This is a genomic window from Streptomyces sp. NPDC111744, assembly GCF_055634995.1.
The window spans coordinates 492541-514371 of record NZ_JBVKCG010000005.1 but is presented as its reverse complement, the minus strand read 5'-3'; the positions used below and the strand labels follow the sequence as shown (position 1 = coordinate 514371).

Sequence of the window (21831 nt, the reverse complement as noted above, 5' to 3'; positions counted from 1 at the left end):
CTGCCCGCAGCTGTGCAGCGGACGCGACTGCAGCCCCCTCAGGGGCGCGGGGAACTGCGCGACCGGCCCCCACCGGCCCGCAGTCGCCGCCCACCGGCCCTCACCACCGGTCTCGGCCCTACACCCCCCGCGGTGTAGACGCATGCCGGTCCAGGAACTCCTGGACCCCGCTCGCCCGCCGATGCGGCAGCAGTACCCGCGCCGTGCCCGCCAGCATCCCCTGGATCCGGGACGACTGGACCTGGTCCAGCAGGTCCAGGACCCGCAGCCCCGCCATCGCCGCCTCGTCGGGGCGCCCCCCGCGGGCGAGGTCGTCCGCGAGCTCCGCCGTGTACAGCGCGATGTTCCTCGTGAAGTGCGGATTCTGCAGCTCGGCGGCCCTGCGCGCATGCCGTGAGGCCCGCCGCCAGTCGCCCAGCGTGGACCAGCACTGCGCCTCCAGGCCCTCCAGCTCGGCCTCTCCGTAGAAGCTCATCCACTCGGGGTCGGCGTCCGAGTGGCCCCGCTCGAAGAGGGCCTGCGCACGGGCCAGCGCCTGCTCGCAGCCCGTGCGGTCGGCGAGCCCCGCCCAGCCGCCCGCCTCGCGCAGCGCGAGCAGGGACATCAGGCGGGCCGAGCCCAGGGGCCGGCCGACCCGCTGCGCGGCCTGGGCCGCGCGCACCGCTTCCCTCGGCCGCCCCGCGTCCCGCGCGAGGAACGCCGTGTTGCAGAAGGCGTGCGCCTCCAGCCCCGGGTCCCCGGTCATCCGCGCCGTCGCCAGTGCCTCCGCGTAGTGCGAGCGGGCGTCGTCGAAGCGGCCGGAGTCATGGGCCAGCCAGCCCACCGAGATGGCCAGTTCACCGGCGCCCGAGTGCAGCCGGTCGGCGGTCGTCTGCCGGGTCGCGCCCGCGTCCAGCAGCGCGTACGCCGCGCGCAGCGGAGCCGCCGCGCGCCGGTACAGTCCGTCCGCGCCGTGCCGGTCGTCGAGCAGCCGGATCCGGCGTACGGCCTCTTCCAGGGCGGCCGCATGCGAGGACCCGGCCCGGTGTACCGGCCGGTTCGCCGCCACGGCGTCGATGGTGGACCCCAGGGGGCCCAGCGTGGCGGCGGCCACTGTGGCGCCTCCGCCGGTCATGAATAGGCGACGCAGCACGTCGCTCTCCTCGTAGTTGTCGTGCGTCTCGTACGTGTCCTGCGGGTGATGCGTGTCCTGCGGTTGAAACGTGTCCTGCGGCTGAATCCCGTCCTGCGGGTGATACGGCGCGGTGGCCCCTTGCGTCTCACCTCTCACGAGTGCGAGAGGCGCGTCGTCGTTCGGCCGTGCCCCGCGTCCGCGGACGGACGAGCGGGGCGCGAAGCCGAGGTCGGCGAGCGTGCGACCGGGGAACATGTGCAGGAACACCCGTTCGTACGCGTAGTTCGGGCAGCGGATCTCACCCGCCTCGACCCGGCCGATATAGCGCGCGTCACAGCTCACCCGCTCGCCGATCTCGCGGGCGGCACGCCGAACCAGCGCGGCGAACTCGGCCGGCGAGTGCCGGCCGCGCAGTTGCCGGAAGGCGAGGTTCGGCCGTACCGGCCGATCGGGCTGCGACGGGGTCGTGGTTGACGACGCCATGGCCGGGTCCTCTCGTGCGAACCGTCGAACCATGCCGGGCTCATGGTGAGTTGTCCGAGTGGACCCTTGATTCCGGCGGGCAAGAACGTACCTGCTGTGTCGGACCCGTGACGCTGCGTTTGGCTACAAACCGGATATCTCATGCACGATCTGCCATGAACTGCCATCCTTTGCGGCTGACTTCCGCCGTAGCCGTTGACGCGCTGGCGCGTTGGACGTCATGGACCACAAGAGGGCTGCGCGGTGGAGGCCGGGATGGAGACCAGCCAGAGCAACGATCCTTGTACGCCGTCGAGGACTTCGGCGGCAGACGATGCGGGATGTGACCTTGTGACGGTGCCGGCCCGGCAGGGCCTGGAGGCGGTCGACATCCTGCGCCGGGGGGCCGGGGACGCGGTGGGGCCCGTGCTTCACGACGACGGGGCGGACACGCTCGGCTTCGTGGTGCCGGCCGGTACGGCGGCGGGCTGGGACGTCCCCGGCAGCACCTGTACCGGGACCGACGGGCGCGGACTGCGGCTCAACCCCGAGCCGCCGGTCGAGGGCTCCGACTGGCTGCTGCCCCCCGACGAGGCCGACCTCGCGACGGACCCGGTGCTGCTGCGCCGGGCGCTCGGGGAGGCGGCACGGCTGATCAAGGCCGCGGACAGCTGCTGCTGAATTCCCTGTACGGCTACTGCCTGCGAAGATGGCGGGATGGGCAAGTCCAGGAACTCACGGCGCCGGTCGGCTGCCGCTGCCGAGGCCGTGGTCGAGGCCGTCGACGGCGGCCTCGCCCAGCTCATACCCGACCCCGAGCGCAGCCGCGCCTGGACCCTGCTCATCGACGGTGCCCCGCAGTCGCACGTCGACCTCGACGATCCCGCGTACCTCTCCTTCGAGTACCAGCGCCGCCTCGGCCATGTGATCGACCTGGTCGCACCGCCGGGCAAGCCGGTGCAGGTCCTGCACCTCGGGGGCGGGGCGTTCACGCTGGCGCGGTATGTCGCGGTGACCCGGCCCAGGTCCACGCAGCAGATCGTGGAGCGGGACGCGGCCCTCGTCCAACTGGTCCGGCGGGAGCTGCCGGTGGATCCGACCGCGCGGATACGGGTGCGGTCCGTGGACGCCCGGGAAGGGCTGGCCAAGGTGCCGGAGGGATGGGCGGACCTGGTCATAGCGGATGTGTTCAGCGGGGCACGCACGCCCGCGCACTTGACGTCCACGGAGTTCCTCGACGAGGTACGGAGGGTGCTGCGGCCGGGGGGTGTGTACGCGGCGAACCTCGCGGACGGGCCGCCGCTCGCGCACCTCAGGGGGCAGATCGCCACGGCGGTGGCGCGGTTCGCGGAGGTCGCGGTGGTGGCGGATGCGGGGGTGTGGCGGGGGAAACGGTTCGGCAACGCGGTGCTGGTCGCGGCCGACGTCCAGCTGCCTGTGGGGGAGCTGACCCGGCGCTGTGCTTCCGACTCTCACCCCGGGCGCGTCGAACACGGGCGGGCGTTGAGGGACTTCACCGGTGGGGCGGTCGCCGTGACGGATGAAGTGGCTGTGGCTTCGCCCTATCCGCCGCCTTCGGTGTTTCGGTGAGCGATCAGTAGGTCTCGACCTGCACTTGCGGCGGGCCGTTGTGCCATGTGCAGAACACCGACACCCGGTCCGTGCTCTTGCCGAACTCGATGCGGATCCAGGACTCCGTCTTCCACACCTGCATCGACCAGCCCGTCCCCGGTGTCGCCGAGACGAGGGTCGCGCTGGTCTTCCCCAGATCGAAGACCGCTCGGCCACCGTCCGTGTCGTAGGCCTTGACCTCCCCGGACGCGGTGGCGGACGGGGCCGGAGTGGCCGCGGGGGTGCGGGAGGGCGTCGGGGTGGGAGTCGCCGACGGGCGGGGGGAGACGGTGGGCGAGGGCCTCGGCGGGCGGGACGTGGCCGACGCCGGCGGCTTGGAAGCCTGCGTCGTCGGGTCGTCGCCCACCGCCGTGATGGGCAGGGCGCGCGGCGGGTCGTAGGCCGTGCCCGCCATCACCGTGTGGACCCCCCACCACGACAGCGTGACCGCCGCGCCCGTGGCGAGCAGCCAAGCCAGTACGTGTACGAGTCCTCTGCGCATCGCGGGCCATACTGCCTCAGGGGTACCGCCGTGCGCACCCGACCCCAGTTGTCCACAGGCTCCGACCGGCGCCGACCGCATGGCGTACGGTGCGGCGCATGGCAAGTGTGCTCGTGGTCGAGGACGACCAGTTCGTACGCTCGGCGCTGATCCGGCATCTCACCGACGCCTCGCACACCGTGCGCAGCGTCGGTACGGCACTGGAGGCGCTGCGCGAGGTCGCCCATTTCCGTTTCGACGTGGTCGTCCTGGACCTCGGGCTGCCGGACCTGGACGGCTCCGAGGCCCTGAAGATGCTGCGCGGGATCACCGACGTACCGGTGATCATCGCCACCGCCCGGGACGACGAGACGGAGATCGTCCGGCTGCTCAACGCCGGTGCGGACGACTATCTGACCAAGCCCTTCTCCGTGGAGCACCTGTCGGCGCGGATGTCCGCCGTGCTGCGCCGGGCGCGGTCGGGCGGGGGAGAGGCGGCGCCGTCCAGTGTGCTGCGGGTCGGCGGGCTGACCGTCGATCCGCTGCGCCGGCAGGCCGAGTTGGACGGGGTACGGCTGGATCTCACCCGGCGCGAGTTCGATCTGCTGGCGTTTCTGGCCGGGCGGCCCGGTGTCGTCGTACCGCGCAAGGAACTGCTGGCTGAGGTGTGGCAGCAGTCCTACGGGGACGATCAGACCATCGACGTGCACTTGTCCTGGCTGCGGCGGAAGTTGGGGGAGACGGCGGCCCGGCCGCGTTATCTGCACACACTTCGGGGAGTCGGTGTGAAGCTGGAGCCACCGGGCGGGGAAGCGAGGCCGGTCGGATGAGATGGGCACTGGTCAAGGTCTGTCTGGCGGTCACCGCGATGGTCGTGGTCGCCTTCGCGGTCCCGCTCGGTCTGGTCGTAAAGGAGATGGCCCGGGACCGCGCCTTCTCCAACGCCGAGCGGGAGGCGGCCGCCGTCGCCCCCGCCCTGTCCATCACCACCGACCGGGACAAGCTGGAGCGGGTGGTGGCCTCGGCCGGCGCCGACCGGGGGATGGCCGTGCACATACCCGCGTCGGGAGACGGTGCCGCCGTCGACATAGGCCGGCAGCGCGCCGCCGACGGGGACATCGCGACCGTACGGAAGCTGGGGCGTGCCTCCACGACCGGGGTCGCGGGCGGCTCGACCCTGTTGCAGCCCGTAGCGCTCAGCTCCGGTGCCATCGCGGTCGTCGAGGTGTACGTCCCCGAGTCCGAGGTGACCAACGGCGTCTCCACGGCCTGGGCTGTGCTCGCCGCCGTCGGCCTGGCGCTGATCGTCGGCTCAGTCGCCGTCGCCGACCGGCTGGGCGTACGGATGGTGCAGCCGGCCCAGCGGCTGGTCGAGGGTGCACATGAACTGGGGGAGGGCAAGCTGGGGTCGCGGGTGCCCGAGGAGGGGCCGACCGAACTGCGGCTGGCGGCAGTCGCGTTCAACTCGATGGCCGACCAGGTCGTACAACTCCTGGCGAACGAGAGGGAGCTGGCAGCCGATCTGTCGCATCGACTGCGGACCCCGCTCACCGTGCTGCGGCTCAACACCGCCTCGCTCGGGGACGGGCCGGCCGCCGAGCAGACCCGGGCCGCCGTCGCCCAGTTGGAGCGTGAGGTCGACACCATCATCCGGACCGCACGGGAGGCCAAGCCGCAGACGGCGGCCGCCGGGCCGGGCGCCGGATGCGACGCGGCAGAGGTGGTGCGGGAGCGAATGGGGTTCTGGTCGGCGCTCGCGGAGGACGAGGGCCGCAAGTGGCGGGTGGCCGGTGTCGACCGGCCGGTGCGCATACCCGTGGCCCGCGCCGACCTGGCCGCCGCGCTCGACGCGCTGCTCGGCAATGTCTTCCGGCACACCGCCGAGGGCACCGCCTTCGCGGTGGACGTGCACAACGGGGACGACGCCGTCATCGTGCTGGTCTCCGACGCCGGGCAGGGCATCCGGGACCCGGAGGCGGCGATGGCCCGCGGGCGGGGTTCGGGGTCGGCCGGGTCGACCGGGCTCGGCCTGGACATCGTGCGCCGGCTCGCCGAGTCGACCGGCGGGGACGTGCGGATCGGCTCGTCGGTGCTCGGCGGGACCGAGGTGCGGATCTGGATCCAGCTGGACGGCAGGAAGCCGGAGCGGAAGGGGCATCGGGGGTCGGTGCGCAGGCGCCGTTCGCGCAGGCAGCCGGGGGAGGCGGGGGAGGCGGGCAGGAGAGGAACCGGGGAGACCAGGAAAATTGGTCTTGACCTTTAATCGGTCCCGATCCCTTCCTTAAGCGCACCCTAAGATCCCCAACGCCCGTCCCTATCAGGCCGTTTGTCCGTTTCTCGGTCGCTAGCGTGCTGCCGCACCCCCCATTTCGGCAGGCGAAGGCAGGCACGCGCATGAGCACGCACCGGCGCAGCATCAGTGGCAGGAACAAGGCGATAGGCGGTCTGGTCGCCGCGGCCGTGGTCGGTGGCGGGGCGATCCTGTTCACCGGGATCGCGCAGGCGGCCGGGGTCGGCGCCGCGTACACCAAGACCAGCGACTGGTCGACCGGGTACACCGCGCAGTACGTCGTGACGAACAACAGCGGCGCGACGGAGAAGGACTGGACCCTGGAGTTCGACCTGCCGGCCGGCGCGAAGCTCAGCTCGCTGTGGAACGCCGAGTCCACGGTCAGCGGTCAGCACGTGACCGTGAAGCCGGCGAAGTGGGACACGGACGGCCTCGCGGCCGACGAGTCGGTCACCGTCGGCTTCGTGGTCAACGGCAGCGGGGACCCGACCGGTTGCCGTATCGACAACGCGAGCTGTTCGGCGGACGGCACGGCGACCCCGGAGCCCAGTGGCCGCCCGACGCAGTCCACCACGCCGACCGCGACCCCGACCGCCACGACCCCGACCCCGACCGCCACGGCCTCCGCCACCTCAACCCCCACCGCCCCCACGCAGAGCAGCGGCACCGGCACCACCGCCTCCGCCGGCTTCGCCCCGTACGTCGACACCTCCCTCTACCCGGCGTTCGACCTCCTCGCGGCCGCCGACGCGACCGGTGTGAAGAACTACAACCTCGCCTTCATCACCGACGGCGGCGGCTGCACGCCCAAGTGGGGCGGGGTGACGGACCTGGCCAGTGACGGCGTCGCCTCCCAGATCGGCGCCCTGCGCGCCAAGGGCGGTGACGTCCGGGTCTCCTTCGGCGGTGCCTCCGGCTCGGAGCTCGCGACCACCTGCTCCTCGGCGGACGCGCTGGCGACGGCGTACGGCAAGGCTGTGGACGCCTACAAACTGACCAAGGTCGACTTCGACGTGGAGGGCGGCGCGCTGCCCAGCACCACGGCGAACACCAACCGCGCGAAGGCCATCGCCAAACTCCAGGCGAGCCACCCCGACCTGGACGTCTCCTTCACCCTCCCGGTCATGCCGGAGGGCCTCACCCAGGACGGCGTGAACCTGCTGTCCAACGCCAAGGCCAACGGTGTGAGGATCAGCACCGTCAACATCATGGCGATGGACTACGGCGCCTCGTACAACGGCGACATGGGCACCTACGCCACCCAGGCCGCCACCGCCACCCAGGCCCAGGTCAAGAGCGTGCTCGGCCTCTCCGACGCCGCTGCCTGGAAGACGGTGGCCGTCACCCCGATGATCGGCGTCAACGACGTCTCCACCGAGGTCTTCAAGGTGGACGACGCCACCCAGCTCGTCGACTTCGCCAAGTCCAAGGGCCTCGGCTGGCTGTCGATGTGGTCGGCCACCCGCGACAAGCAGTGCGACGGCGGCGCCAAGCCCACCGCCGACGCCACGTGCAGCTCGATCGCCCAGGACAAGTACGCCTTCTCGAAGGCGTTCGCCGCGATCGGCTGACGCGACCGCCAGGGCCCAGAAGCTCCGGCCCTCCGAAGCCCCCGAACCCGCCAGGTCCGCCCGGCCCGCCCATGGGCGGGCCGTGGTGGTGGAAGCCCGGTTGCTGTGAGGTGCCCAGAGGGACGCAAGAGAGGCGCGGCAGGGGAGCAGGACCGTCGTTGCCGTACCCGACGGTGGCTCACATGCTGGGTTCGGTGCCCGTCGCGGAGCGCCGGAGAGAGGTGGTCAGGTGTCCGTCGGGACGAGTGACGAGGTGTCCGTCGAGACGAACGGCCCAGCCGTGCCCGGGCGTTCGGGCCGCTGGGGCGCCCTGCTGACCCGGGTGTCGGTGGGCGTGGCCGCGGGCTGGCTGGTGCTGCTTGCCGTCCGGCCGCTGCTCGGCGGCCGGGTGTGGTGGTGGGTGCTGGTCGACCTGCTGCCGCCGCTCGCCCTGCTCCTGGTGCCGGCCGGGTTCCTGGTGGCCGAGGGTGTGGTCCTGCTGCGCCGGCGCGGCCGTCCGAGCCGGCGGCACCGCCGGCTCGTCGGACTGGCCGCGCTCGGCCTGGCCCTCGCCGTCCCGCAGTCGGGAGTGAACTGGCGAGCCCTCGGGCCCCACGACCGGGCCCCTGCCGACGCGCTGAAGGTGGTCTCCTGGGACACCCTGGAGTGGCACCAGGGCAATGACCCCGACGCCTTCTACCGCTATCTGAAGAGCAGCGGGGCGGACGTCTACGTGCTTCAGGAGTACATGGAGATACGCGACGGCGAGCCGGTACCCGTGGACGACTCCGCCCGGCTGCGTGCGGCCTTCCCCGGCTATCACTTCGCCTCCGCCGGGGAACTGCTCACCATCTCCCGGTATCCGATCACGACCCGGACCGTCGTCCGGGCGCCGCTGCCCGCACCTCTGACGTCCTGGGACGACTACTGGAACATCAGGGCGCTGCGCACGGACATCGAGGCCGACGGCAAGGAGATCTCCCTCTACAACGTCCATCTCCCCGACCAGTTCTCGCTGGAGTCCAGCCCGCTCTCCACCGGGTTCTACCGGATCGTCGACGACCTCGACCACCGCCGCCGGGCGGTGCTGCGGGCGCTCCAGGAGGAGATCGCCGGCAACCCCCGGCCCAAGCTGGTGGCCGGTGAGTTCAACGTGGTGCCGGGCTCCGGCGAACTGCGTTGGCTGGACGGCCTGACGGACGGGGCGCACTCCTCGCGTTCCCTGTACCCGGTGTCGTTCTGGGTCGGCAAGCTCCAGGCCTGGCGGCTGGACTGGGCCTTCTCCGGTTCCGGGGCCCGGATCGACGAGTACCGGCTGACCGATCCCGGGCCGCTGTCGTCGCACCGGGCCCAGGAGTTCCGCTTCTCCGGCTGAGGGCCGAGGGCCGAGCAGCACGCGCCGACGCCGCAACGCTCGTACGACATCGACGTCGTACGACCGTTGCGGCGTTGCCCGTCTCTCAGTCCGTGCCGTCGGCGGACTCCGGCGGCAGCCAGCGCACCCGGCCGAGGTCGAGCCGGGCCGTGCCGTCGGTGTAGAGCATGAATGGCACGTCCACATGGCGCAGATCGGAGCCGATCGCGCGCAGCGCCTCCACCGGCACGGTCACCGTCGACCACTCGCCCGTGGGCAGTTCGGCCAGGGTGGTGGAGATGTCCACGGCCGGCTGGGCGGGATAGTCGTCGTGGCAGGCGAGGTAGAGCGACTCGGACGGCGCCTCCCACACCCGTACCTCGGCCTCGACCAGCGCCCCGGCGTCGGCGTACCCGCGCAGGTCGGCGGGGTCGCCGGAGGCGAACTGGGCGTAGACGAAGGCCGGCAGGCCCGGGCCCTTGAAGCGCAGCGCGAGGGCGTTCGGCCGGTCCGGCTCGGTCAGCGGTTCGCTGCCCACCACCAGGACCTCCGTCGGTTCGGCGAAGGAGATCTCCGGGCGCGACCAGGTGTTGTGGCCGCCGATGCGGTAGACGACGTCGGTGCCCGTGCCGCCGTGGATCTCCAGCGGGCCGGTGACGGGGGGCACGGGGGTCGTGTCCTGGTAGGTGTCCTCGGGCAGCGGGCCGGCCGGTGAGCTGTCGGTCATGCTCAGGCCGTAGCCGTACGGGAAGAGCGGCTCGTGTTCGCCCTCGGGGGCCTGTTCCTCCGCGGGCACCCGATAGCCGGGGATGTGCGGCGGGACGCGGTTGACCGCGTGCGAGCGGGTGGTGCGCGGCCAGGAGGAGCCGAGCCTGCCCTGGAAGTCGTGCCCGGTGCCGCCGTCGGCCGCGCGGAACAGCACGTCCGTGATCCCGCCGGCCTCGGTGCCCGGCAGCCAGGCCGCCACGAAGGCGTCCGAGAGGTTGATCTCCTTGGTGAGGTAGAGCGCGCGTCCGCCGAAGTAGACCGTGACGACGGTGATCCCCTGCTCGCGCAGGCGGCGCAGGATGTCCAGGTCGCGGGCGTACGACTGCTTGAGGCCCGCGTACGACAGGGTCCCCCACGGTTTGATCGTGCCGCGCATCTCGGCGTAGGAGTCCTCGCCCAGCACCATCAGGGCCACGTCGTGGCCGGCCAGGTCCGCGGTGTTCAGGCCGGGGTCGACCGTGCAGTTGGCGTCGCCGACCACCGTGCGGACCGCCTGTGCCACGGTCGTCGCGCCGGGCAGGTCGTCCAGGTTGACGTCGTTGCCCTGCCAGGTGAGGGTCCAGCCGCCGGCCTGCTTCTGGATGTCGTCCGCGCCGCTGCCCGTGACGAGCACCCGCGCGGAGCGGGACAGCGGCAGCGTTCCCGCCCGGTGCTTGAGCAGGACCAGCGACTTGCGCACCGCCTCCCGGGCCAGCGCCCGGTGCTCCGCGCAGCCGAGCACATCGGTGCGCACGGCCAGCGACCGCTCCCGGGGCCGGGGCTTCTCCCACAGCCCGGCCCGCGTCTTCACCCGCAGCACCCGGCGTACGGCGTCGTCGATCCGCTCCTCGGGGATCCGGCCCGCGCGGACGTGTGCGCAGGCCGTGCGGTGCACGGACTGCCAGGCGTCCCGTCCGGCGACCATCAGCACGTCGATGCCGGCGTTGATGGCGTACCCGGCGTCGCCGACGGTGCAGCCGGCGACCTCCGCGTGCGCGTCCCAGTCGCTGATGACGATCCCGTCGAAGCCCATCTTTCCCTTGAGCACGTCGGTGATCAGATAGCGGCTGCCGTGGACCTTGTGGTTGTAGGCGGGGCCGGTGTCCGGGCTGTGGTCGTAGTTGGCGGGAGACTCCCAGCTGCTGAAGGAGACCATCACGGACTGCGCGCCCGAGGCCAGGCCGGAGAAGAATCCCACCGCGTGGATGTTGCGGACCAGGTCCTCGGCGCAGACGGCGGTGCCGCGGTCGGCCCCGTGCACGGTGCCGCCGTCGGCGACCCAGTGCTTCACACAGGCCACCACGCGGGTGTCGGCGGTGAGTTCGCCCGCCTCGCCCTGCAGACCCCGCACCATGGCCGGCGCGTAGTCGTGGACGACCTCCGGATCCTCGGCGTAGCCCTCGTAATAGCGGCCCCAGCGGCGGTCCCGGGGAGTGGTGACCGTGGGAGCGAACGTCCAGTCCATGCCGGTGGCGGCGATCTCGCGGGCGGTCGCCTCCCCGATCCGGCGCAGCAGGTCGGGGTCGCGGGCCGCGCCGAGGCCGATGTTGTGCGGGAAGACGGTGGCGCCGCGGACGTTGTTGTGGCCGTGCACCGCGTCGGTCGCCCACATGAACGGGATACGGAACGGCCGCCCCTCGTACCTGCTCTCGGCCGCCTCCCAGAAGGCGTCGACGGTCTTGATCCAGTCGTCCTGGCCGGCCTGCCGGTTGCCCTCCGGCCAGATGCCGGCGCCGTTGAGCGCGGAGCCGATGTGGTAGTCCCGCACGTCCTGCGCGGTCAGTTCGGCCAGTTCGGGCTGGATCATCTGGCCGATCTTCTCCTCCAGCGTGAGCTGGGCGAGGATCTCCTCGATGCGCCGCTCCCGTTCGGGCGGCAGCGGGATCGCGGAGCCGGCCTTGGGCCAGTCGGTGTGGTGGGTCAGTCGGCTCATACTCGTCTCCTGCTGCGTGTGCTCAGTGGTCGGCAACCCAGAACTCCTCGATGTCGCGTTCGCAGACCCGCTCGACGAACTCCGGGGGCACGACGGTCCGCGTCTGGCCCGGCGCGTAGAGGTCGACCTGGGTGCGGTGTTCCTGGAGCGCGGTCCGTTTGACGGGCAGCTGGGGCGCGATGTCACGGACGAGGAGCCGCTCGTCGGTCCTCCGCTCCGGGGCCGGCTCGTTGCGGTTGACGAACACGAACTCGGCCTCGGTCCGCTCGTCCCACACCACGTACTTGTGGACCCGCGGGGTCATGCCGAGGGCGGCGAGGCAGTCGAGGACGATCTCGCCGGTGAGCCGGTGGTCGGCGTTCAGCTCCTTGACGTCGTGCGGCAGATAGACCTCGGCGACCTCGCGGTTCTCCGCGAGGAGTTTGAGGACCTGGGCGCGGAAGTCGGGCAGGCTGTCGGCCAGGGCGGTGTCGGTGAACCCGAGGAAACGCAGGTCGGCGTCGTCCACCCCGAGCCGGCGGGCGGCCGCCCGGGCCTCGCCCTCGCGTATGACGGTCAGCTCCTCGGGGCTGGGGGTGTCCATACCGAGGACGGCGGAGTGCGAGCGGGAACCGTCGGTCGAGTAGACGATGCCGACCCGCCGGCCGCACGCGGTCCGGCGGGCGATGGTGCCGCCGCAGGCGATCACGTCGTCGTCGGGATGCGGCGCGAACACCAGGACGGATCCCGCCTCGGGGTCGGCGGAGGCCAGGTACTCGGGGCAGGACGGGAGCCGTCGCTCGGCCACGATGTCGTTGATCTCGAAGAAGTGGTTGTCCGGGACCAGCCGGGTGATCGGGGTGTCGAACTTCTCCGCGAAGTAACGGTAGTTGGCGGCGACCGCCCGCATGTTCTCGCTGTAGCTCTTGGGATGCGGCACATGGATCGCGGCGGCCGCCCGGTTCAGCACGAAACGGGCCCCGGCCCGGTGCAGCCGGTAGCTCAGGTCGATGTCCTCGGCGCCCCAGGCCCGGTAGGCCTCGTCGAAGCCGCCCACCGCCCGCAACCGGTCGGTGCGCGCCGAGACGTTGCAGGTCCACCAGACCAGCCAGGGCGCCGGCAGCCCGGCGAAGTCGTCGCCGTACTTGGCGTAGAACTCCTCCCGGATGTCCAGCCAGCGGCCCCGCCCGGCGAGGTCCGCCATGGTGGCGTCCGGGTCGGCGTAGTCGATGGCCCGCTCGATGAGCGCGCCGTCCTCGTTGTCCTCGTTGAAGCAGTACACGTATCCGCACACGGCGACCGGTCCGGCCGGGTCGCGGTGGCTGTCCAGGTGCGCGGCTAGGGCACCCGAGTGCAGGATCACCCCGGAGTCCACGAACACGGTGACGGGCGCCTGGGCGTGGGCCAGCCCCAGGTTCCGCGCGGCGGCGACCCGGTAGCCCTCGTCCTCCTGGCGCAGGTAGCTCAGCCGCAGCCGCTGCCCGAACTCGGCGGCCACCTCGGCGCTGTCGTCGCTCGACCCGTCGTCGGCGACCAGCACCTCGAAGTCGTCAGTCGGCAGCGTCTGCCGGGTCAGCGACTCGAGGGTGAGCCGCAGCAGCCGTGCCCGGTTGTACGTCGGCACGACCACGCTGCACTGCGGTGTTGTCGGTTCCATGGCCCCTCCCGAGAGCGAGTAGCAGGGTGGCCGCCGCCGCCAGCAGGGCGCACACCCAGAAAACGTTGGTGAAGCCGGCCCACTCGGTGACCACCCCTGTGGTGGCGCCGCCCAGCAGGATCCCGGCCTTGAACGCCCCGGAGTACAGCGAGGAGGCGACCCCCACGCGTTCGGTCATGGCGTCCTGGAGGATGGTCACGGGGACGCTGAGCACGACCGAGGTCCACAGGGCGTTGAGCAGCTGGAGCGCGATCAGTTCGGCCGTCGACCGGGCCAGCGGCAGCAGACAGAAGAACAGTGCGGCGCACGCGGCGGCGGCCGCCGTCACCCGCCACAGCCCGAGGCGTTCGGCCCGCGCCCCGAGGACGAACATCACCGGCACCTCCAGCGCCGCGGCCACGCCGAGCAGCACCCCGGTGAAGCCGGTACCGAGGCCGAGGTCCCTGGTGACGAACAGGGAGATGTCGATCTGGTAGGCCTGGTTGACGGCGAGCAGCAGCACGATCGCGGTCAGCAGCAGCCAGATACGGGGTCCGAGACCGGCGTACGGCCGGCGCACCCGGTCGCGGTCGCCCAGGGCCAGGTTGGGCAGCCCCCACAGGCACACCGCCCCAGCCGCGAGATAGAGCAGCCCGGCCGTGCAGAACAGCACGGCGAAGCCGCGCGCGGCGATGAGGAAGAACGCCAGCGGCGGGCCGACGATCCAGGCGACCGAGGTGACCGAGCGCAGGGCCGCGTTGAAGAAGGCCGGATCGAGCGCCCGGTGGTCGGCGAACTCCCTGGTGTAGGCGAACAGTTGAGAGAAGCAGGCGCTGCCGAGACCGAAGAAGACCGCACCGGCCGCGAAGAGCAGGTAGTAGTCGCGCAGGACCATGTAGCTGAACGCCCCGGCCGCCGACAGCGCCGAGCAGATCGCGAGCAGGGTGCGGCGGTTGCCGATCCGGTCCGACAGCACACCGACCACAAGGTCGGAGCTGATTTCCAGGACGGCCCGGCCGGCGAAGAACAGGCCGATCAGCAGCGGGGCCGCCCGCACGTCGTCGGCGAGGAAGAGACTGACCGACGAGGTCACCATGGCCCCGCCGACCCCGATCAGCCCGGTGGAGCCGACCAGCCCGCCGAGCGCCCGGTCGCCGAGCAGTTCGGCGGCGCCCGCGCGCACGGCGGCGAACCGCCCCCGCGCGGGCACCCCTGGCTCGGCCGCCGCGCTCACCCCCGGCCCCGCGGTGCCGCGTCCGCGAACACCTCGTCCGCCGCCTCGCGCTGGCGGTACGGCAGCTCCGGGCCGATCCGGCGTCCGGGCGGAACGCGCTCGGCCCCGGCGGCCTCCTCGGCCGTGATCTGGCCGCAGGCCAGCAGGCCGGCGCGCGCGCCTGCGGGCAGTGCGGCCAGCACCCGGTGCTTGAGGGCAGCCGGGTCGAACAGGGCGTGGTCGTGTGCGGCGGGCCGCGGCTCGGGGCCGTCCGGCCGCAGCCCGGCCGGGTCGACCTGGTGGGAGACGATCCGCCAGTACGCCGTGAAGTCCCGCTCGGGGTCGGGCAGGGTGCCGGCGGCCAGGCCGATCCGGACGGTCTCCAGCCAGCAGTCGTAGTAGCGCCGGTCGGTCAGCCGGGCCATGTGCCGCGCACACCAGTCGGCCCGCTCCGCGAGCGGCGGCAGCACGGCCTCGCCGGTGAACACCCGCAGCGCCCAGCCCGCGATGGCCTCGAAGTACGGGCAGGCGGTGCCGAACGCCTCGGTGTCGACCGGGGTGTTGATCACCGCGAGGGTGGGGTCGGGCAGGTGGAAGAAGTGCTCGTACAGCTCCTCTCTGCGCAGCTCGGGCACGAAGTCGTAGTTCGGCATCCCGTATCCCATGCAGAGCAGCACGGTGTCGTAACGGCCCTCGAAACCGTCGGCGAGGACGACCCGGCCGTCCTCCTCGAAGCGCTCGAAGGCGGGTACGACCGTCACCGCGCCGCTGTGCACGGCGGGCACGATCCGGTCGTTGACGTGGACCGCGCCGTGGAAGCCGCTCTCGGGCAGCAGTCCCGTCGCCCGGTACTGGGCGAAGTACTCCGGCAGCAGGCTCTCCAGCCACTTCAGGTAGTCCTGGTAGGACAGCTCCTCGACGGCGACCCGGCCGATGTAGGAGAGCAGGGCGTCGTTGTAGTGGTCCCCGCACCAGCGGGGCAGGAACAGGGCGCGGCGCCGCACCGACCAGTCCACCGGGGTGCCGTGGGCGGCGAGTTCGGCCGCGATGTCGGCGCCGCTCACCCCGCCGCCCACCACGAGCACCCGCCGCCCGGCCAGGTCCTGCGGCCGCCGGTAGTCCTTCGCGGTGAGGACCCGTACGCCGGTCGAGGCGTCCGGGACGAAGGCGGGCCGCCGGGGCTCCCACAGTTCGCCGCTGGCCACCATCACCGCGTCGAACGCGTCGGTGGCCGGGCCCCGGAGGGAGTCCGCCGTCACCTGCCAGGCGCCGTCCCGCTTGACCACCTCCGTCACGGTGTGGCCGAACCTGATCGTCTCCAGCGCGCCGGACCGCCGCGCGTAGTCGCGGAGGTAGCCGTGGAGTTCGCCGCGGGTGGCGAAGTCCGTGCCGAAGCCCGGCGCGAAGTCCGAGTACGGGAAGCTCATCCGGGAGCTCTGCATGCGGACGCCGTCGTAGGCGCCGCCCGAGTCGGGGTTCCAGATGCCCCCGACGGTGTCCGTCCGCTCGTACAGGACGACCCGGTGTCCGGCCGCCAGCGCCTGCTTGGCGCTGGTCAGTCCGGCCGGACCCGCGCCGATCACGCCGATTCGCACAGCGGTGCCCCTCCTTTCCTTCGGTGCGGGAACGGGTCAGATGAAGGGATCGAAGTCCGGCACCAGCGTGTGCGGCCGGTTCCGCGGCTCGGCGAGGTGGCCGATCGCGGTGTTGGTGGCGTGCCGGGCGCACTGGAACCGGCAGTCCTTGCGCGGGTCGATGACCGTGGTGTCGGCCTGCCGCCACAGTTCGGCGAAGGACGTCTCCCTGATGTCGCCGATCCGCCCCTTGGGGTTGCCGCGGTGGTAGGGGCAGACGTAGACACCGGTCGGGGTCACCGTGGTCCGCAGTTCCGCGACGGCGCAGGTGGCGTACTCCTTGGGCTGGTAGGGGTCCGCGCCGTGCCGCACGGCCTCCCAGTTGGACGACCGCAACAGGTGGAACGAGTCGTCCTCCAGTTCCTTCAGCCGCTCCCACTGCTCGTTGACCCGGTCGACGTACTGCTCGTCCTGGTTGACCGTGTAGTGGTCCTGGTCGAGCATCGCCTTCAGCTCGAAGTAGTCGCAGCCGGTCTCCTTGGCCAGCCGGCCCGCCGTGTACACCTCGTCGTAGTTGGAGGCCTCGACTGTGCCGTCCTTCCCGAAGCGCTGCATCAGCAGGAACGAGTAGCCGAGCCGTCCCGCCTTGCGCTCGGCGAGCAGCCGCATGTTCCCCACCACGAGCGGGAACATGCTGCGCCCGCCGCGGCTGGGACGGAACTTCGGGTACGTCTCCTCGGTGCCCGCGTCCACCGACACCCGGACCCACGACAGCATCTCGGCGAGCCGGTCGATGTGCCGGTGGATCTGGGTGCCGTTGGTGACCAGACCGATCCGGATACCGGCCCCGTGCAGGGTCTCGATCACGGTGCCGATGGCCCGGTGCAGCAGCGGCTCACCGCCGCCGATGAGGATGACGGCCCGTACGCCGGTCCGGGTCAGCTCCTCGGCGAGTTCGACGATCCGGTCCTTGGACAGTTGCCCGTGGTGCAGCACGTCGGCGCTGATGCACTCGGGGCAGGCCAGGTCGCACACCGTGGTGGGGTCCAGGTCGACCACCAGCGGCGAGTCCAGGCGCTCGCTCCTGGCGACGCTGAGCACGCTGGGGAAGACGGACTCCTGGTAGATCTTGCCGACCAGGTCCAGGTTGTCGGCCACCTGAGCGGTCGCGAGCGGCACGGCCGGCCGCTGTGGCGCTTCCGGCTGTTGCGGGGTTTCGGGCCGCGGCGCGTCCGGAGCATGGGGCTCGTCGGGGTGGTCAGGGACGTCGGGCCCGTGCTGGGCGGGCGCGGTCGGTTCGGCCGGGTGCTGCTTCCCCGCGAGCCAGGCGGCGCGCAGTGAGGCGCCGTGGGCGAATGCGTTCCCTGCGGGTGCGGGATTTCGTTCCTTGGGCATGGATGTAGTCCCCCTGTGGATACCTCTGGACCTCTGGATCGGCCGGTCGGTCAGCTGCGAGGACCGGCCAGGTGAATTTCTGGGCAACCGTGCACGGCCGCGCGAGGAACTCGCTCGGTGACTTCCGCCATACGAATGCCGTAAGAAGTGGAATAACCGGTGTCAGGTGCTGACCTGGAGATCCCGGTAGTCGATGCGATCCAAATTCTTGGGTCTTGTTTTGATGATTTCCTGCTGCAACAGGGTGAGCCGCGCGGACGGTTCCAGACCGAGTTCCCCGACGATGCGCTTGCGCAGCGAGTGATAGGTCTCCAGCGCCTCGTTGCGCCGGCCCGCCTGGAACAGGGCGATCATCAGCTGTCCGTGCAGGTTCTCGTGGAGCGGGTGGCTGGCAGCCAGTTCGCGCAGATCGCTGAGGACCTCGAGATGGTTGCCGAGCCGGAGCTCCAGCGAGATCAGCTTCTCGGTGACGTTCAGATGCGACTCGTCGGCGCGGTCGGCCCACACCCGCAGGACGGAGCCGCAGTTGATGTCCGCCAGGGCCGGCCCGCGCCACAGCCGCAGCGCCGCCCGGTAGTGAAGAACCGCCTGCTCCGCCTGGCGGGCGTGGCGGGCCGCGTCCGCCTTCTCCAGCAGTTCGTGGTACTTCGCGGCGTCGTGCAACTCCGGTGCCACCCGCAGCAGGTAGCCGCCGGGGTGGGTGGTCAGCACCCGCTCCGAGACGTCCTGTGGGGCGGCTTCGAGGGCCCGGCTCAGGGCGCGGCGCAGTTGGCCGACGTAGGTCTGCACGGTGGCGGCGGCTGTACGCGGGGGTCGGTCTCCCCACAGCTCCCGGTAGAGGTCTTCGGCGAGGGTGAGCCGGTTGGCCCCGACCGAGAAGAGGGCCAGGACCTGGCGCTGCTTCGGGGCACTCGGTGTTGCGTTGCGCTGTGCCGCTGAAACGGCTAAGGATCCCAGAACGTTGGCTGATATTTCCATGACGAACTCTCCCCGTTGTACTGGCCCGCAGGGGGCCCGTGACACCGTTGTCGTGGCCCTGCAGTGCCGTAACGTGACGTGCTTGAGATCGTGTCGCTGGACCAGCTCCCCCTCGTCGTCAATGCCTGGAAACTATCATCCTTCGATAGTGGGGGGCGATAATTTTTCGCTTTTCTGGAATTGCTTTACGTTGGCTGGATCGGCTTCTTTTTCGGGCGGTTCCGCCGCGGACTCCAGAGATATTGAGGTGTCTCCGGGGGCGGAATTCCAGATTCCCTTGGGTCGCGCTGTGCGGATCCGGGGGGCGCCCGCCCGGGCCTGTCGGGTGGCGGGGAACGATCGTCCGCTGCCGGGGTGATCGCGGTGGACGCGGCATTTGCGCTGGTGGATGTGTGGGGTGAGCGGGTCCGGTGGGGGCGTGGAGGAGGGGGCGGGGGCACGGGAGCGCTCCCACCGTACATGGGAGCGCTCCCCTTCAAGGGTCGGCCGCCGACCGGCCGACAGACGTCCGTCGACTTTCGGCCATGTGTTCCGCGCGCATTGTGACGCGAGGGCGACGATCACGCCCGGGCTGCTTGCCAGGATCCCCTACAGTGCCCACGCCCTATCGGCGAGGAGAGGACGAGGACAGAGCATGAGGCAGTTACGGATCGGCGGGGACCGGGGTCTGGACGTCAGCGCCCTGTGTCTGGGAGGCATGCATTTCGGGACCTCGACCGACGAGGCGACGGCGTTCGCCGTGCTCGACCGGTTCCTGGAGGCCGGAGGCACCTTCATCGACACCGCCAACACCTATGCCTTCTGGCCGGAAGGCGGCACCGGCGAGGAGAGCGAGGAGCTGATCGGCCGCTGGCTGCGCAGCCGCGGGGTCCGCGACCGGGTCGTGCTGGCCACCAAGGTGGGCGCCCTGCCGGTGCCCCTGGACGCGCCGTGGCCGGAGGCCGCCGAAGGGCTGTCGGCGGAGGTGATCGGGCGTCAGGCCAAGGCCAGCCTGGAACGACTGGGCACCGACCGGATCGACCTCTACTACGCGCACATCGAGGACCGGCACACCCCCCTGGAGGAGACGGTCGCGGCCTTCGGCGAGCTGGTGGAGCACGGCACCGTCCGGTTGCTCGGCTGCAGCAACCACGCGGCCTGGCGGATCGAACGGGCCCGCACCCTCGCCCGGGAGGCGGGGGTGGCCGGCTACACCTGCGTCCAGCAGCGGGTCACCTACCCGCGACCCCGGCCGGGCGCGGACTTCGGCGTCAACCCGCACGTCAGCGACGAACTCCTCGACTACGTGGCCGCGGAGCCGGACCTGACCCTGCTCGGCTACTCCACCCTGCTCGGCGGTGCGTTGTCGCGGCCGGACCGCCCCGTCCCGGAGCAGTACGACCACCCCGGCACCCCGGCACGGCTGGCGGCGCTGGCCCGGGTCGCGGACGAGGTCGGCGCCACCCCCAACCAGGTGGCCCTGGCCTGGCTGATGAGGGGCACACCCGCCGTCCTTCCGGTCATCGGCGTCAGCTCGGTGGCCCAGCTGGAGGAGTGCCTCGCCGCGGTGGACCTGGAACTGGGCTCCGGCCACCTGGCACGCCTCGACGCGGCCTGACGGCCCGGAGGCACCCCGGCCCGACCCGCTGCCCCGCGCCGCACTCCGGCCGGGGCAGCGCCGTGTGCGCCGCCCGGCCGACGCCCGCAGCACCGCACCAGCCGCGGGTGTGGCGTGGCCGCAGGCGTTCCAGAGCCGGGGCGGGCGACGGGCTGGAGAGCCACCAGAGGACGACATGCGAAACGCCTCAGGGGCGGTCGGCCGCCCGGTCCGGCGCCGGTCCGGAAAAACGTTTCCGACCGGGGAGTTCGTGTTCGGCGGGAGGAGCGGTGGGCGGGGGGCGGCGGACCGGGCCCGGTCGTGGTGAGGCCGGGCGCGGCGCGGGGAGCGTACTTGTCGGCCTCCGCACGGCAGTGCAGTCTCGGCACGTCTCCCCGGAGCCGACCGCGCCGGCCACGGCCGTACCCCGGCCGGCGCGGCACGGCTTCGGCGGTACGACCAAGGCCGTCCAACCCGGTCCGGCACGGCCACGGTCGTACCGGCACGGCCACGGTCGTAGGGCCAGGGCCACGGTCGTACGGCCAGGGCCAGGGCCACGGTCGTACGGCCACGGCCACGGTCTCCGGCCGGTGGCCATGGCTTCGGTGGTCGGACTGGGGCCACGGCCGTGACTTCGGTCGTCGGAACACGGCCATGGCCTTGGGCGTTCGACCGCAGCCGCAGCCGCAGCCGCAGCCGCAGCCGCAGCCGCAGCCGCAGCCGCAGCCGCGGTTCCCGGCCCCGGATCCACCCGGGCCGGTGCTGTGACCGCCGTGTGCCGCGGCCGGCCTTGGTCGCATGCCCGTCCGTAACTCCTCCCTTCCCCGGCGTCGCGCGAGTGCGCGTTCGGCCGGGCCGCCCGCAAAGGAGAGTCATGACCATGCGCCACCCGCTCGCGGCCCTACCCGTGAACCGTTTCCGCCGAGCCGACTCCGGTTGGGCGCCGCGATGACCTTCACGGCGGAACCGCGCCTGCGCGAGCCCACGGCCGCGCGCACCGGCCGGGCGCGGGATCTCCTCCGGCTGCTGCGCCCCCGCCAGTGGCCGAAGAACGTGGTCGCCGTCTCCCTGTCACTGGCCGGCGGCGGCCACTGGAACTGGTACACCCTCTCCCGCACAGGCTGGGCGATCGGGGTGTTCGTACTGGCCTCCTCGATCGTCTACGTCGTCAACGACGTGGCCGACCGGGAACGCGACCGGCTGCACCCCGTCAAGCGGTCCCGGCCGATCGCCGCCGGCCGTGTCTCCGTCCGGCGGGCCCTGCTGTGCGCGGTGGTGCTCGCCGCGGCGCTGGCCGCGCTCACCGCCGTGGGCCCGTGGCGGACCGCCTGGCCGGTCGTCGGCTACGTCGTGCTCAACGTGCTGTACAGCCACCGGCTCAAGCACATCGCCCTGGTCGACGTCTTCGTCGTGGCGGCCGGCTTCGCACTGCGGGTCGTCATGGGCGCCCTGGCGGGCGGTATCCCGCTGTCGGTGTGGCTGGTCCTGTCCGTGTACGCGGCCTCGGTGATGCTGAGCCTGGGCAAGCGGCGTCACGAGCTGGAGCTGGGAGCCGGCGCCGGCCGCCACCGGCCAACCCTGGAGGGGTACTCGCGCCCGCTGCTGGACCAGGCGGTGCTGGTCAGCGCGGGCGTCGCGATGCTGGGCTACACCTGCTTCCTGCGCAGCGACGCGACCCAGCCCTTCGGTCAGGTGGCCCTGCTGCTGACCATTCCATTCGTGCTGTACGGGCTGTTCCGCTACCTCCAGATCGTCATGGTGGAGGGCGGCGGCGGTGACCCGGCGGAGACGCTGTTGCGGGACCGCCCCGTGGTCATGAGCGCGCTGCTGTGCTGCGCCTGCCTCGCCCTCACCACGCTCCTGTCCGCGCATCCGGGACTCGTCGCCGGACTTCCGAGCCACTGACCCATGCCCCGGACAAGCCCTGGGAAAGGCGAG

At 71.9% G+C, this 21831-nt stretch carries 16 protein-coding genes; 8 read left to right on the top strand and 8 right to left on the bottom strand.

Annotated features, from left to right (window positions below; translation table 11 throughout):
- Positions 1–118 precede the first annotated feature (118 nt).
- A complete protein-coding gene (locus ACZ7OO_RS15005; protein ID WP_471504901.1) occupies positions 119–1597 on the bottom strand; it encodes a hypothetical protein in 1479 nt (492 codons plus the stop codon).
- 255 nt (positions 1598–1852) lie between these two features.
- Between ACZ7OO_RS15005 and ACZ7OO_RS15000 the strand changes: the two genes are divergently transcribed.
- Positions 1853–2257 carry a hypothetical protein gene (locus ACZ7OO_RS15000; RefSeq protein WP_471504899.1) on the top strand — a complete coding sequence of 135 codons (405 nt, stop codon included), beginning with the start codon at positions 1853–1855 and terminating at the stop codon, positions 2255–2257.
- 36 nt (positions 2258–2293) lie between these two features.
- Entirely contained in the window at positions 2294–3166 is an 873-nt protein-coding gene (locus ACZ7OO_RS14995) for a spermidine synthase (RefSeq protein ID WP_471504897.1), read from the top strand.
- 4 nt (positions 3167–3170) lie between these two features.
- Here ACZ7OO_RS14995 and ACZ7OO_RS14990 read toward each other — a convergent pair whose 3' ends face one another.
- A complete protein-coding gene (locus ACZ7OO_RS14990; protein ID WP_471504896.1) occupies positions 3171–3689 on the bottom strand; it encodes a hypothetical protein in 519 nt (172 codons plus the stop codon).
- A 98-nt stretch (positions 3690–3787) separates the two neighbouring features.
- Here ACZ7OO_RS14990 and ACZ7OO_RS14985 point away from each other — a divergent pair, with 98 nt between their 5' ends.
- The 4 genes from ACZ7OO_RS14985 (at position 3788) to ACZ7OO_RS14970 (ending at position 8883) form a co-directional block, all read left to right on the top strand.
- Positions 3788–4498 carry a response regulator transcription factor gene (locus ACZ7OO_RS14985; protein ID WP_352221016.1) on the top strand — a complete coding sequence of 237 codons (711 nt, stop codon included), beginning with the start codon at positions 3788–3790 and terminating at the stop codon, positions 4496–4498.
- A complete protein-coding gene (locus ACZ7OO_RS14980) occupies positions 4495–5931 on the top strand; it encodes a sensor histidine kinase (RefSeq protein ID WP_471504894.1) in 1437 nt (478 codons plus the stop codon). The genes ACZ7OO_RS14985 and ACZ7OO_RS14980 overlap by 4 nt, the downstream gene beginning before the upstream one ends.
- A 131-nt stretch (positions 5932–6062) precedes the next feature.
- Positions 6063–7529, top strand: a complete 1467-nt coding sequence (locus ACZ7OO_RS14975) for a glycoside hydrolase family 18 protein (RefSeq protein ID WP_471504893.1) — start codon at positions 6063–6065, stop codon at positions 7527–7529.
- A 229-nt stretch (positions 7530–7758) separates the two neighbouring features.
- Entirely contained in the window at positions 7759–8883 is a 1125-nt protein-coding gene (locus tag ACZ7OO_RS14970) for an endonuclease/exonuclease/phosphatase family protein (protein ID WP_471504891.1), read from the top strand.
- Positions 8884–8968: 85 nt separating this feature from the next.
- Here ACZ7OO_RS14970 and ACZ7OO_RS14965 read toward each other — a convergent pair whose 3' ends face one another.
- From ACZ7OO_RS14965 to ACZ7OO_RS14940, 6 genes are all read right to left on the bottom strand, one after another.
- Entirely contained in the window at positions 8969–11542 is a 2574-nt protein-coding gene (locus ACZ7OO_RS14965) for a glycoside hydrolase family 3 protein (RefSeq protein ID WP_471504889.1), read from the bottom strand.
- A gap of 22 nt (positions 11543–11564) precedes the next feature.
- The gene (locus ACZ7OO_RS14960) at positions 11565–13178 is read right to left on the bottom strand and encodes a PIG-L family deacetylase (protein WP_471504888.1); all 1614 of its coding nucleotides are present in this window, start codon (positions 13176–13178) and stop codon (positions 11565–11567) included.
- Positions 13072–14391: a sugar efflux transporter gene (locus ACZ7OO_RS14955; RefSeq protein ID WP_471504886.1), complete on the bottom strand. Its 1320-nt coding sequence runs from the start codon at positions 14389–14391 to the stop codon at positions 13072–13074. The genes ACZ7OO_RS14960 and ACZ7OO_RS14955 overlap by 107 nt, the downstream gene beginning before the upstream one ends.
- Positions 14388–15965 (bottom strand): FAD-dependent oxidoreductase, encoded by a 1578-nt coding sequence (locus ACZ7OO_RS14950; RefSeq protein WP_471504885.1) that lies wholly within the window; start codon positions 15963–15965, stop codon positions 14388–14390. The genes ACZ7OO_RS14955 and ACZ7OO_RS14950 overlap by 4 nt, the downstream gene beginning before the upstream one ends.
- Positions 15966–16001: 36 nt before the next feature.
- The gene (locus tag ACZ7OO_RS14945) at positions 16002–17339 is read right to left on the bottom strand and encodes a radical SAM protein (RefSeq protein ID WP_471504883.1); all 1338 of its coding nucleotides are present in this window, start codon (positions 17337–17339) and stop codon (positions 16002–16004) included.
- 162 nt (positions 17340–17501) lie between these two features.
- Positions 17502–18317 carry an AfsR/SARP family transcriptional regulator gene (locus ACZ7OO_RS14940; protein WP_471504882.1) on the bottom strand — a complete coding sequence of 272 codons (816 nt, stop codon included), beginning with the start codon at positions 18315–18317 and terminating at the stop codon, positions 17502–17504.
- 634 nt (positions 18318–18951) lie between these two features.
- Here ACZ7OO_RS14940 and ACZ7OO_RS14935 point away from each other — a divergent pair.
- Both ACZ7OO_RS14935 and ACZ7OO_RS14930 read left to right on the top strand, forming a co-directional pair.
- On the top strand, positions 18952–19914 hold the full coding sequence (locus ACZ7OO_RS14935; protein ID WP_471504880.1) for an aldo/keto reductase: 963 nt from the start codon (positions 18952–18954) through the stop codon (positions 19912–19914).
- 927 nt (positions 19915–20841) lie between these two features.
- On the top strand, positions 20842–21798 hold the full coding sequence (locus ACZ7OO_RS14930) for a UbiA prenyltransferase family protein (RefSeq protein ID WP_471504879.1): 957 nt from the start codon (positions 20842–20844) through the stop codon (positions 21796–21798).
- Positions 21799–21831 lie beyond the last annotated feature (33 nt).